The organism is Spirosoma knui, from assembly GCF_054780635.1.
In genome coordinates this window covers 610,563-623,721 of the sequence record NZ_BAAGVY010000001.1, presented here as the reverse complement: position 1 = coordinate 623,721, position 13,159 = coordinate 610,563, and the positions used below count along the sequence as shown (strand labels likewise).

The window sequence follows — 13,159 nt, the reverse complement described above, 5'->3', positions numbered from 1 at the left end:
GCAAATTAGTCTATTGAATCAGTTGCTATTGACGTATCTACTGAATCGGCGGGCGTGTCGAGCACCGGCGCCCCATACGACAGGATCTTACAGGTAACTTTAGTCCCACGTTCGCTGTCGGGGGCTCGTCGGGTCAAAACCGCGTCGGGCCCTACGTTGTTGAAGTAAACCTTTTCTGACTTATACAGGCTACCACTGTCTTTTATGTAGTTTACCCGAACGATGACGTAGCTAAACGTTACGTCGCTGGGGTTGCTCAGTTTGATTACTACGTCTTTGATACCACCGAACAGCCCAACTCCATATTTATCAGCTTCGGCAATCAGGTTTCGGCCTGCAATCTCAGCTTCCTGCCGCAGCCGTTCCAGCCGTTGTTTTTCTTCGGCCTGCCGCTTGCGAAGCGCTTCGAGCGAATCGCGTTCAGCCTGCGCTCGTCGGGCTTCACTGGCACTCGCACTACCGGCCGACCCATTCGCTGTACTTAATTCGTTACCCATCCTGGACGACATCCGATTCGCGATCAGGAAGTAATACAAACCGAACCCTACAGCCAGTACCAGAAGGCCCAGGCCAATCCACTTAGGCACGTTGTCACTACTTGCTGCCTTCTTTCGGGGCTCACGCGGTTGAACGGGTGTAGCAGCCGGTACGTCCACTGCTGCTTTGGCGACCGATTGTACGGGTTGAGGTGGCTCGACCCTGTCTTCTTGCGGTATAGCGGCCAGCGGAGGAGCGCTTCGTTGCACAAACTGACCTGTACGGCTCGCTTTAAGGTAATCTAAATCTGCTTGTTTCAGTAGCCAGGTTAATTCATCGGGATCGCTGATCCGGTCAGTTGCTTTCTTTTGCAGCAGGCCCTGAATCAGATCGACAATATGACCCAGTGGCTGCCCATTGGCCTCAACGGTTAAGGCCGGAGGAGCTTCGTTCAGCACCGTGTTCATGAACGTAACAATCCCCGCCTGATCGCCCATGGAGAACGGCACCGTACCGTTCAGGCACTCGTACAGCACCACACCCAGCGAATAGTAGTCAGTTGCCTTCGTTAGCCCTCTCGGATCGTTGAACTGCTCGGGCGATGCGTACTCGTACGTCATCAGCGAATGACCTGTCAGCGTTGTCGACTGCTCATGCAGGCGGGCAACACCGAAGTCGGTCAGCAAAAAATGCAGCTCACCACTAGGCAGTGATCGATACAGAATGTTTTCGGGTTTTATATCCCGGTGAATGATTCCCTCAGCGTGAATGGCTTTGAACGCACTCACCATCTGCAGGCCCAGCCGAATTGTTGTTGGCACGTCTAGCCGACCTTGTTCAGCAATGAGCTTGTGCACATTTCCGCCTTCAATCAGCTCCATAACGATATACGGCAGCTCGGCATCCAGCCGTACTTCCCGCACCTTCACAATATTCGGGTGATTGATACTAGTCATAATAGCCGACTCGCGCTGGAACCGTCGAAGCGTATCCTCATCCGTGTTGAGGGCAAAGTGTTTGATCGCTACTAGATCGCCCGTGGCCAGATGACGCGCCTTGAGAATGCGGGCATTGCTCCGCCCCAGTTCGCTCAGCACCTCATAGCCGGGAAATTGCGTATTGAATCGAATAGTAGCCATCAGGGACGAGACGGTTTAAGCGGAACAGGTTGCGGTTGTACCGAAATCGATACGAGCGCATTACGTAACGTATCCTGCTGAACAGCAGCGCTGATGGGCACGTCGACGTTCCGAAAATATACTTGATTCAATTGTAGCTGCACCGGCCCGGTCGTTTCGATACCCGTTCTGAATCCATAAATAATGAGGTTCTCCAGCTTAACGCTTTTCCGCTGCTGCACCCGTAACGCCACCTGCGCCTGCGTAGTATCGGCTGGCACAATCACTGTTAGTCGATTATGGCCCAGGATAGTCCCTAACGAATCGGTCAGTACAAGGGGTTCTTCGAGCCGAATGGTGTCGTAGTCGGCAAGTTGCAATTGATGGTCAGGGGTACGATAAGCCACTTTTATTAAAGAATCCAACTCAGCAGACGCTTTTGTCTGCGCGGACGTAGTGTCGGGCTGAGCGGCTGGCTGCTGAACGCTGGCAGCAACCGGACCAATACCGTTCGAATCGGCTGGATCTGGCGGCTGAAATGTATACCATACTAAAGCCGCAACGCCTAAAAGCACGAGAACGCCAGCGACCCACCAGCCCGTTGACGAACCCGTGTTACGTTTGTCAGCCGGTTGCGCTGGGGTTTGCGCAGCCGGTTGGACGGGCGCGGTTTGTCTGGTTGTATCGACCAGCTGCGCGGTTTTCGCCGAGGTCAGCGTTTCGCTCGACTCAGCTTTATTGGTAGCCAGCACAACGGTGATGTTATCATTTCCGCCCTGCTGATTAGCCAGTCCGATCAGTTCGCTTAGTTGCTGTTCCAGCGGAATCGACTGACGTAACACCGACGTGATTTGAGCTTGTGTGATCATATCGGTCAGGCCGTCACTGCAAAACAACAGTTGATCGCCCGGCTGAAAATCGGTTTCACCCGATTCTAGAAACTCCGGATCATCCACGCGGTGCTGAATTGAGCCGACTTCCCGCAGAATTTCGTTTCGGCGGGGGTGCTGCATGGCTTCGGCTTCGGTCAGTTCATTGGCATCTTCCCGAATACCGACCAGCGAATGATCGTGGGTGAGTTTTTCGAGTGTTCCCTGCCGATACCGGTACATACGCGTATCGCCTACGTGCACAAAATACAGTTTTCCGGTATCAGCATTCGCCACGGCAGCGGTCAGCACGCAGCACATCTGCCCCAAACGAGCCTCCTGCTGGCGTTGCTCATTGATCTGGTTGTTGGCAAACACAACGGCCTCCTGCAGCATGGACAGCGGATCGCCGTTAGGTTTGGCCATGTATCGTTCGATCGATTCCCTGGCAATAGCCGCGGCCCGGTCGCCACCGGCATAGCCACCCACGCCATCAATTACCGCCAGCAACGCACTGGAATCCGACCAGATCGGTGTGCAAATAAACGTATCCTGATTATCAGTTCGGCGCTGGCCGACATCCGTCCGACCAGCTAATTGTATGGACTGCATGCGAAACGAGAAGGTAGGTTATAGACCTTGGCGTATGTTCATAAACACACCCGACTTCAAACTGTTACGTAGGCTACCTCGGCAGGTCCTGGAAATGCCTGAGGGCCAGAAACACTACGAACGCTAACAAAATAAAAACAAGCAGAACGTCGATCATATCCCTACAGGTTACGTTGGAAGTTAAGCGTTACCATGCTGTTGAGCAGGATCTGCGCCCGGTCGGGCAAGTCTACCCAATGCGGATCGGCAGGTTCACTACGGGCCACAAGCTGTTCATTTACCCGCGTTTCGTTCCGGCTGAACGATGCGATCTGAAACGAGTTTGTCGGTTCGTTGTATCGAATCCGGGCGTGTGGGTTTGATACGTACGCCGATTCGAGCAGCAGATAATTGGGAAAAGACTCATTTTCGGGTTCTTTTCGGGCGACAACAACCTCCCGATCACGCATCAGATACGTATACTCTTTATTGGTTTCGGCAATGTAGTAGTCGAGCTGAGCCAGGCCCGAATCCAGACTGCGGGGCAGGTTAGGTGCGTTCGGCCGCGTAACGCCTGCGCCTACCACCGACGAACGACTAGCTGATTGGGAAGTAGCCGGTAGGGCAAACCCAAATTTCACGACGAAGGCTCCCGGCTCCCGAAAGTCAATATGCTGGAACGCGTTTAAATCGACATCTACCTTTTCGTAGCGATTCGTCTGCTTTACCCGACGCGTTACGTTCACCTTATCCGATGCCGCCTGAAGCTGCGCCGTACCGGGCAGAATTCCGGTCAGCGCCCCAATCACGTTGATATCCGTTGGCTCGACCGGTTCGCCGTTAAACTCGCGGCCCGCGCCAAACTTAAAGTACCAGCTCGATGCCACGGGCGATACGTAGGTATATTGTCCTTTACTAGACTCGATTAGCGCATTAAATGCCTGAACCGCTTCGTTAACCACGACCGGAAACGCGTTGAGTCGATCTTCATACGTATCAGGATGCAGGATAATCAGGAAGTGAGCGTTGAACAGCATACTCGACCCCACAGATTCCCGATGAATCGAGTCTTCGAATGAATCAACCAGCTCGTCCAGAATACGTTTGTTGGTAACAGCAGCGGTTGTATGGGCGTCGGTTCGGCTCGGTGGAATAATCAGATGGCTCAACCGTCCGAGCCAGCCGCCGGGTTCATTTGCCATGAATAGCTAGTTTAGGGAGGATCATCACCCTACTAAACGTAACAACGCCCCATTTCTGTTAGACGCCCCGGCGCTATCTTCGTGAACGGTATTTCTACGCCTTGAACGGTTCGTAGCCCAGTTTATTCGGCTAGCTTGAGCAACAGACCTGTTCATGAAGAACAAAATCAGTACGTGCCATTCGCTTGGCGAGAAAACAAAATCCGTTTATCTGGTCTTTAACAGACAAAACCCCGTGTGGGTCATCTTTTCTTAAACGAATTGATTATGGAAGATAAAGAGTCATTAGACGGTGTGCGGTTAGATATCCAGGCCGTCAATATCGAGGTAGACGACGCGTTTCGCGATCGGGTTGTTCAGGCGTTAGGTAAGCTTCGGCGCTATTATAGTGGTGATGTGATCACGGCGGAAGCGTATATGCGGCAGGAAGCGCACCCTGGTCCCAACGAAAAATCACTGCGGATAAAATATGGCGTACCGGGCAGCGACGTTTTTGCCGAGGAATCCGGGGATAACTGGGATACCTTGCTGAATGACGTAACGGGTAAGCTCAAACGCCAGCTTGAGCACAAATTTGCCAATTCTCAGAATAGCTACCGCAATCGGTAGACCCGAAGACTCATCATACAACGTAGCCCGGCTGTTTCGTTCTGTACAGTCGGGCTACTTTTTTGATGGCAAAATGAGCTGTTCACTACGTTAGATACCCAAAGGTTTTGCCTTCTTCGTTGCATCTACCTTGCTAAGTTGCTCAGCGACGAACTACCCGTACAATGCCGTTTAGTCTTCACCCTGATCCTGCACCCATTACCCGTCATTTGCGGGCTATGTTTGGGTCGCGCTTATTAATCGCAGCCGTCAGTCACTTATCTGTTTTCGAGGAGTTAAGCGCGGAACCGCTTACGATTGATGAACTCAGCCGCAGGCTTCAACTAAACGAACGTCCTGCTATGGTGCTCTTTCCGGCGCTATGCGCTATGGACTTATTACAGCGAGACGAGTCCGGAAGACTACAAATAACGGAGTTAGGCCGCTTTCTGACCCAATCCCAGACACCGAACGTAGCGGGCTACGTAGGACTGGAAAAAGATGATCCCGGCGCTATCGAAATGGCAACCCGTTTAAAGAACGATGGTCCGCTAGAAGCTCCTGAAGGCATTTCGTTCGTGAAAGAAGGCGAAGGCCCTTCGCCCATGGACGATCCGGAGTTAGCCCGCAGCCTGACGCTAGGCTTAGCCGGACGAGCCCGAAAATTGTCGCCAATTGTAGCCGCTAATATGTCGAAACGAGAAGGTCATCTGCTTGACGTTGCGGGAGGAACCGGTTATTACACCTATGAGTGGCTGCTGAACAATCCCTCCTCAAAAGCTACGCTCTTAGATCGCCCGGCCGTACTGAACGTAGCCGCCGAACTCCTCGATGAGCTTGCTAAAAGTGGTCGACCAGGAGCCGATACGCTCAAAGAACGCGTAACATTTCTGCCGGGCGACATGCTCACCGACGAGCTTCCGCAGACCGATCTACTGTTGGCTGCCAGTTTGTTTCATGATTGGCCAACGCCTACCTGTCAGATGCTGGCTCAACGGTTTGCCAATGCCCTCCGGCCCGGTGGTGAGTTGTGGGTACACGATGCCTTTCTGAATGATGAACTCGACGGCCCATTGGCGGTTACGGACTATTCGGCGCAGCTATTCTGGAATACCAAAGGCCGGGCGTACAGCCGGGCTGAATACCGCCGTTGGTTTACGGAAGTGGGTTTAACGCCGACCGAGGATGCTATTCCTACCCAAATGGATTATGGGTTGATTTGGGCCCGGAAGTAAACGACTTGCCAGCTTGTTGATTACCTTTACCCTAACACCTGCACCCATGAAAAAGAGAACGTTCATCAAGTTATCGTCAACCTTAATGGCAGCTCCCGTACTCTCTCCTCTGACTGATTTAGTAGCCGATGACAAGCTCAAAAACTGGGCCGGTAACTATACCTACAGTACCGACAAGCTCTACGCGGCCAAATCAATCGGGCAGGTTCAGGATTTCATCAAAAAACAGAGCAAACTCAAGGTGCTGGGCACCCGACACTGTTTCAACGGCATAGCCGATAGCAAAAACAACTTTGTTTCGCTACGGGAGATGGATCAGGTGATTGCCCTGGACGCGAAGGCTAAAACCGTAACCGTCGACGCCAGCATGCGGTATGGCCAACTGAGTCCATACCTCGATGAAAAGGGCTTTGCGCTGCATAATCTAGCCTCTCTACCCCACATTTCCATTGCGGGTGCCTGCGCTACGGCCACGCATGGCTCAGGCGTGAAAAATGGTAATCTGGCAACGGCAGTTTCGGGCATGGAAATAGTAACGGCCGCGGGCGACTTGGTGAAGTTGTCACGTCAAAAAGACGGGGAAACGTTTCGGGCAGCTGTCGTTAACTTAGGCGCACTGGGTGCCGTAACGAGAGTTACGCTCGATCTTCAGCCGACCTTCAAAATGCGACAATACGTCTATGAGAATCTGCCGCTGGCACAGTTGAAGGAGCACTTTGAGGCTATTGCATCCAGCGCTTACAGCGTCAGTTTGTTCACCGACTGGCAAAAGCAACGGATTAACGAAGTCTGGCTTAAACAGCTTATCGACGGAAAATCTCAACCGGCTAAACCTGAATTTTTCGGCGCTAAACTTGCCAAAAAGAATCTCCACCCCATTGCCGAATTATCGGCCGAACACTGCACCGAGCAGATGGGTGTGCCCGGACCCTGGTACGAGCGGCTTCCGCACTTCCGGATGGGTTTTACGCCCAGCAGTGGCAAAGAATTGCAATCGGAATATTTCGTGCCCCGCAAGAACGCGGTGGAAGCTATTCTTGCCGTGGAACGACTACGCGACCACATCAGTCCGCACCTGCTCATTTCAGAGTTACGTACCATTGATGGGGACAACTTGTGGATGAGTCCATGTTACAAGCAGCCGAGCCTGGCTATTCACTTTACCTGGAAGCAGGATTGGGCATCGGTTCGGAAGGTGCTGCCAATGATCGAGAAGGAACTCGCCCCTTTTAACGCCCGACCTCACTGGGGTAAGCTGTTTACGTTAGCCCCATCTGTACTCCAGTCACGTTACGAAAAGTTAGCCGATTTCAAGAAGCTGGTTCAGGAGTACGATCCTCAAGGCAAATTCCGCAACGAGTTTCTGAGCACAAATCTGTACGGAAGTTGAGCCTGTCTTTCTGTTCTTGTATTGCCACTATTCTGAGGAATCCAATGCGTTCAATTTATCAGCGAATCTTATTAACGGCTTATCTCTGCTTGTTTTTCGTTGCTTATAACGCCTTAGCTCAAACCAAGGCACCGAAGTTCAACGTCATTGCCTTTTATACCGCGAAGAACGACCAGGCGCACATCAGCTACGTACACGAAGCCAATCGGTGGTTCGCTCAAATGGCGAATCTTCACCAGTTCAAATTTGATTCAACGAATAATTGGGCGAATCTGAACGCAGACTTTCTGGCCCAGTATCAGGTCGTAATTTTCCTGGATACGCGCCCCGAAGAGCCTGCCCAGCGCGAAGCCTTTCAGAAATACATGGAACGCGGGGGAGGCTGGATGGGCTTTCATTTTGCCGCCTTTGCCCTGACACCATCCAAATACCCACAGGACTGGAACTGGTATCACAATCAATTTTTAGGCTCAGGTTCCTATAGTAGCAACACCTGGCGCCCCACCTCGGCGATTCTGAAAGTTGAAGACCGTAAGCATCCCGCAACCAGGCACCTCCCGCAAACGTTCAAATCGGCCCCGAACGAATGGTATCGCTGGGAAAAGGACCTAAAGGCAAATCCTGACATTGACATCCTGCTGTCGATCGACCCGAGTAGCTTCCCACTCGGTACGGGGCCTAAACCCCACGAGATTTGGCATAACGGGTATTATCCGGTTGTCTGGACCAACAAAAAGTACAAAATGCTGTACCTCAACATGGGCCACAACGACATCGACTACGAGAACAAAACAAACAGAGAGCTGTCCTTTACGTTCGCAAATGAAACGCAGAACCAGCTCGTGTTAAATGGACTCCTGTGGTTGGGCGGAGCCGCAAATTAGGCAAGGCATTACTGCCCCTTAGTTGCCCGCTCCCTTCTTGCGTTTGAACGACGTCCGGGCCGACAATTCAGCCTGAAATTTCACCTTTAATTGACGATCAAGCTCTTTATCGCGTGGGATGTAAATACTTGTTTTTCCATCCGAATACTTAAGCATCCAGTAATCGTTGTCGGTAGTAGGCGGAATGGAGGTGTATACTGGTTTGCTCATTGGGATAAATAATAAAAATGAAAATTGGTGCCGATTGGCACCATATCTAACTCATTAACCGGATACCTTCCGGCGCCAGAAAGGCATATGAGCCTTATTCAGTCTTCCTGACGGAAACTGCGTTCGGCCCTTTCGGAGTCTTGGTGACTTCGAAACTTACTTTATCGTTTTCGCTGATGGAATCGATCAGGCTGTTTATGTGCACGAAAATGCTTTCCTGACTCTGGAGATCGCGAATAAATCCGTATCCTTTCGAGGCATTGAAAAAGGATACGATGCCACGCCGAACGGTTTCTTCGGGTCCGGCCGCTTCCTGCTTGGCAACCCCAATCTGAATGTCTTCCTGATCAATAACTCTCTTCTTACGCGGGTCTGGCGGAGTCGACGTAATGTTGCCGTTTTCATCCACGTAGGCCAGCATGTCGTCAAGCCGTTGCCCTTTTTGAGCATTCGCTTTCCGTTCTTCTCTCTTTTCTTCTTTGTCTTTCCTCTTTTTTTGTCTTGCTTTTTCTTTTTCCTTTTTACTAAATGTCTCCATTCGGGATTATTATTATGATGAGATAAACCTGCCGATACTGAGCAGGGGGATCCTGTAGAGAGGGGAGCCAATTCGATTGACGATCAGTCAATACGTGCGGGTTAACCCGGTCTTATAGATAATAAACCAAATATAACGAAAATAAGTTGACCCTGGCAACTATTATTAACTTTTCGGAGGTAAACAGAACTGATCGCGGCCTTTGCCCGTATGAACTATATTTTTAGGTAATAAATTTTTAAAGGCCACGTATAGGGCAATACGTTGCCTTAATTTCATTACGTATTGCCCTATACGTTTATGTATAACTACCCATTACTGTTTTATCACTTTCACCGTCCGAAGCTCTCCGTTGATCGTTGTCTGTAATAACAGTACACCAGATGCTTGTTGGCGGACATCAAACGTTTGCCGCTCAGCTGCTCTTGGCTGTTCTACAGACCGTTGCTCGATTAGCCGACCACGAGCATCGAGGAGTTGCATCGACAAGGGTTTGTCCTGTGCTCCGGTTATTTCGACTAGAAACGATTCCCGAACAGGATTACCCAGCACTGATATTGTTGGTCTGGCCAGGGGTTCAGTAGATGCCATTCGAGCCCGGCCACAAGCGGCTTTGATGTCAAGAACGTACGTAGCCATCTGTTCTCCTTGACGGGCTACAAGCGTGATCGGTTGTGCATCCGTTGCCGTCCGAAGCACTGGGTCGACAAACTGACTGGGGTTAGTTGTCCAACCGGTAATGCCAGCCGCCATGTATTCAATGGGTGCGGCCGACGATCCCGCTCCCCCAGTCGTATAAAACGTGATAGCGCCTGTCTGACAGTTATATGTTGGCGGACTCATCCTAAGCGGGCTGGTGTCAGACGAGCGGTTTGTTGCCTGCACGTTCTGGCAATACGTCCCAAAATTAAATGCGTAGCTAACCGTCTGGCCCCTTTGGGCCGCCTTAATCAGTATTACTTTAGGATCATTACGTAGTCCCTGTTCTAGGGTCCCAACATTATCGGTGGCCTTCGCTCGAGTTACACCCGGAGCTGTATACGTAATGGGCGTTCCATCCCCACCAGTTGTGGTGAAAACAATGGTGCCCGACTGACAATCGTAGAGAGGGGCTAGCAACCGTAATGTTGTAACGACAGGCGAAGTGCCCAACTTGACAACCCATGTCGCCAGGGTACTCGTTGACTTACCCACTACATCGCCATTGGTCGACGTCGTCGTTCCTAATACCAGATACCCTCCATCGTCAGTAGCCAGTATACTCGCCGGTACGTCACGGCCAGGCCCACCAACGGTTTTCCGCCACCGCTCAGTCGACTGCGTTGTCACATTCAATAAACGCAAATCACCGTTGTTAGCCCCTATCCCATCGAGTACAGTCAGGTTGCCATCACCATCTTTGGCCAGCGACGCAACCGCGTTGGAGCCTGTGAATGAAGCAATCGGGCTTCCGTCGTTACCCCCATTTGGCGCAATGCTAATTAAACGGCCATTGCCACCAGCACCCAAGCCGACTGCAACATAAGCATTGTCGTTTGACGGGTTGACTATTACGTCGCTCAACGAATCCACACCAGGATATGTATTCTTCCAAGCCAGACTGTATTGACCGTTAAGCTTAATGGCCAGCCCCTGACTGCTGGCGGTCGCGTTGTCAAGCGCTTTACCAACCAATAAGTAGCCCCCGTCGCGGGTGTTTAAGACTTTATCAACAATCGGTGTTGCAGGCTGAGGACTTGAGTAGTTCACGCGCCACTGGCTAACGATTACCCCTTCTTTGTTGATCTTAGTTAAGTTCAGATAAGATAATGCATCACGATACGTACCGACTACCAAAATGCTGCCGTCGGACGTTGACGTAATCGCATTGTCGCTGATTCGAATGCTGGGTCCTACGTTGGCGTTGTTCACGGCTTTCGTCCAGACCATTGCTCCTTCCGCGTTTAGCTTGGTTACGTAATAGCGGTTCAAAGCATCCAGTCCCAACGTTAAAAATCCACCGTCCTGCGTGGTTGTCAAGGCTAACGTTTCTCGAATTGGCACGTAGCTCGATATGCTATCCTGATAGGCACCGTTTAGCGGCTTTGTCCAGGTTACATCGCCTGTCATGGAGAAGCGAACCAGGTTTTTGCCAGCTAATACTACGTACCCACCGTCATTTGCTTTTACCGCTCGTAGGTGAGACGTTGGTGTCAGATCGCCACCATCCAGCGTTCGCTGCCACTGAATCACTGACGATTGTGCTGTCTGCGCCCTCGTGCTTACCGGTACACTAATAATCCATATGAGCATCAGCCACCAACGGCTGGTTTGCGTTAGGTACTGGTTCTCCATAAACCGATACGATAGAAACGAACATAGATCCAACCTACAATACCACTAAAGTCAACTAGAGTTATAGATTTTATAGCAAATCGATTAAACGGAAAATGAGTGACATAACGCTAATCGCTTATTCGTCTGCTGGCTCGCTACACGTACAGAAATGAGCGTAGAGCATGAGCCTATTCACCTATAGATTAAGCAAAGTAATTTTTTGCCGTTTCACCTAACTATCGGCTTAGTAAGCTGTTAATCGGACTGGTATATCAACTCAACCAACTTAAAAAACCGCCTTATGCCTCGTTTTACTGAACTGATCAAATCCTTGATTGATGGGCCAGCACCGTTACAGTCACGGAAGGAATTTCTTAAGCTAACCGGTCGAACGTTGGCCATAGGTGCGGCAGGCGGTATACTCACCACAAAAGGCCAATCCCAGGTTAGTAGCGGTGGCGAGCGATCGGCGGTTGCTTCATTGGATACAGTTCCAAACAATGTTCCCATCATTAAACCGGTTTCACCGCCCGCCGAGATTCCGCCCAAAGTTGACGAGCCGATCAAGCTGGAGCCCATTCGGGGAGACGCTGACCGGCAGACCCCTCCCCTTCCATCACCCCAGCCACCCGACTCTCGCGTAGGCTATGCCATCGTCGGTCTGGGGCACTTATCGCTAGAGCAACTTCTACCGGCCTTTGGCGAATGTAAAAAGTCGAAAGTGGTGGCGCTGGTCAGTGGTAATCCACAGAAGCTGCAGAAGGTAGCTCAGCAGTATGGCGTCAAACCCCAGAATTGCTATAGCTACGAAAATTATGATAAGCTGAAAGATAACCCGGAGGTCCAGGTAATTTACATCGTGCTACCCAACGCCATGCACGCCGAATATACCATCCGTGGGGCGCAGGCCGGTAAGCATATTCTGTGCGAGAAACCAATGGCTACGTCATCCGCCGAATGCCAGGCTATGATTGACGCCTGCAACAAAGCGGGACGTAAACTAATGGTCGCTTACCGAATTCAGTACGAACCGCACAACCGCCTGGTTCGTGAACAAGTACGCACGAAGAAATATGGTGCGCCAAAATTTCTTGACATGCACAATGCCCAGCAGGAAGCCAATCCTAATCACTGGCGACACATCCGGGCCTTGGCGGGTGGCGGTGCCTTACCTGATATTGGCCTGTACTGCCTTAATACGGCCCGGTTTATTTTGGGGGAAGAACCGACCGAGGTGTTTGCCTATCAGTACAGTACGCCGGGCAATCCTTTGTTTCGGGAGGTTGAAGAACTCATAACGTGGCAGATGCGCTTTCCGAGTGGCGTTATCGCCAACTGCGCCAGCGACTATTACACCCACGAGTCCCGATGGTATCGAGTGTTAAACGAACGAGGCTGGCAGAACATGAACAATGCCTTTGCCTATGAAGGTCTAGAGTTACAGCAATCCTTTGCCGAGGGTCAGAATGAGCAAACCGCCGAAACATCAGTACCCAATCGGAACCAGTTTGCGCTGGAAATCGACCACTTTTCCGACTGCGTTCAACAGGATAAGCGTCCGTTCACACCCGGCGAGGAGGGCTTACAGGATCACCGCATAATGGAAGCGATCTATCAATCGGCTCAACAAGGACAACCTGTTAAACTTCCTCTTATCACTAAGATCGACGCCTTCCGTGGCCCCGAACCGCAGATGATGTAAACAATAAAACGAGCGAATAAGACTTTGCTTCGAAGTAAA

11 protein-coding genes are annotated in these 13,159 nt (G+C 51.2%); 5 read left to right on the top strand and 6 right to left on the bottom strand.

The genetic code is table 11. From position 1 onward, the window contains the following. Positions 1-5: 5 nt before the first annotated feature. The 3 genes from ACYVIY_RS02560 to ACYVIY_RS02550 form a co-directional block, all read right to left on the bottom strand. Positions 6-1,616 carry a serine/threonine protein kinase gene (locus ACYVIY_RS02560; RefSeq protein ID WP_460974690.1) on the bottom strand — a complete coding sequence of 537 codons (1,611 nt, stop codon included), beginning with the start codon at positions 1,614-1,616 and terminating at the stop codon, positions 6-8. Further along, positions 1,616-3,076, bottom strand: coding sequence for a PP2C family protein-serine/threonine phosphatase (locus tag ACYVIY_RS02555; protein WP_460974689.1), 1,461 nt, complete (start codon positions 3,074-3,076; stop codon positions 1,616-1,618). The genes ACYVIY_RS02560 and ACYVIY_RS02555 overlap by 1 nt, the downstream gene beginning before the upstream one ends. 161 nt (positions 3,077-3,237) lie before the next feature. Continuing rightward, positions 3,238-4,257, bottom strand: coding sequence for an FHA domain-containing protein (locus ACYVIY_RS02550; protein ID WP_460974688.1), 1,020 nt, complete (start codon positions 4,255-4,257; stop codon positions 3,238-3,240). Between the two features lie 267 nt (positions 4,258-4,524). On the opposite strand from ACYVIY_RS02550, the gene ACYVIY_RS02545 reads away from it, so the two are divergent. The 4 genes from ACYVIY_RS02545 to ACYVIY_RS02530 all read left to right on the top strand — a co-directional run bounded on the left by ACYVIY_RS02545 (position 4,525) and on the right by ACYVIY_RS02530 (position 8,354). Further along, entirely contained in the window at positions 4,525-4,866 is a 342-nt protein-coding gene (locus tag ACYVIY_RS02545) for an HPF/RaiA family ribosome-associated protein (protein ID WP_460974687.1), read from the top strand. A gap of 164 nt (positions 4,867-5,030) precedes the next feature. Then, positions 5,031-6,080, top strand: a complete 1,050-nt coding sequence (locus ACYVIY_RS02540) for a methyltransferase (protein ID WP_460974686.1) — start codon at positions 5,031-5,033, stop codon at positions 6,078-6,080. Positions 6,081-6,126: 46 nt separating this feature from the next. Continuing rightward, entirely contained in the window at positions 6,127-7,470 is a 1,344-nt protein-coding gene (locus ACYVIY_RS02535) for a D-arabinono-1,4-lactone oxidase (RefSeq protein ID WP_460974684.1), read from the top strand. A 44-nt stretch (positions 7,471-7,514) separates the two neighbouring features. After that, the gene (locus ACYVIY_RS02530) at positions 7,515-8,354 is read left to right on the top strand and encodes a ThuA domain-containing protein (protein ID WP_460974683.1); all 840 of its coding nucleotides are present in this window, start codon (positions 7,515-7,517) and stop codon (positions 8,352-8,354) included. 18 nt (positions 8,355-8,372) lie between these two features. On the opposite strand, the gene ACYVIY_RS02525 is transcribed toward ACYVIY_RS02530, so the two are convergent. The 3 genes from ACYVIY_RS02525 to ACYVIY_RS02515 form a co-directional block, all read right to left on the bottom strand. Then, on the bottom strand, positions 8,373-8,564 hold the full coding sequence (locus ACYVIY_RS02525) for a hypothetical protein (protein WP_460974682.1): 192 nt from the start codon (positions 8,562-8,564) through the stop codon (positions 8,373-8,375). Positions 8,565-8,658: 94 nt separating this feature from the next. Next, positions 8,659-9,102 (bottom strand): cold-shock protein, encoded by a 444-nt coding sequence (locus ACYVIY_RS02520; RefSeq protein WP_460974681.1) that lies wholly within the window; start codon positions 9,100-9,102, stop codon positions 8,659-8,661. Positions 9,103-9,417: 315 nt separating this feature from the next. Then, positions 9,418-11,436, bottom strand: a complete 2,019-nt coding sequence (locus ACYVIY_RS02515) for a T9SS type A sorting domain-containing protein (protein ID WP_460974680.1) — start codon at positions 11,434-11,436, stop codon at positions 9,418-9,420. A gap of 283 nt (positions 11,437-11,719) precedes the next feature. Between ACYVIY_RS02515 and ACYVIY_RS02510 the strand changes: the two genes are divergently transcribed. Next, positions 11,720-13,120, top strand: a complete 1,401-nt coding sequence (locus ACYVIY_RS02510; RefSeq protein WP_460974679.1) for a Gfo/Idh/MocA family protein — start codon at positions 11,720-11,722, stop codon at positions 13,118-13,120. The last annotated feature ends 39 nt before the right edge of the window (positions 13,121-13,159 follow it).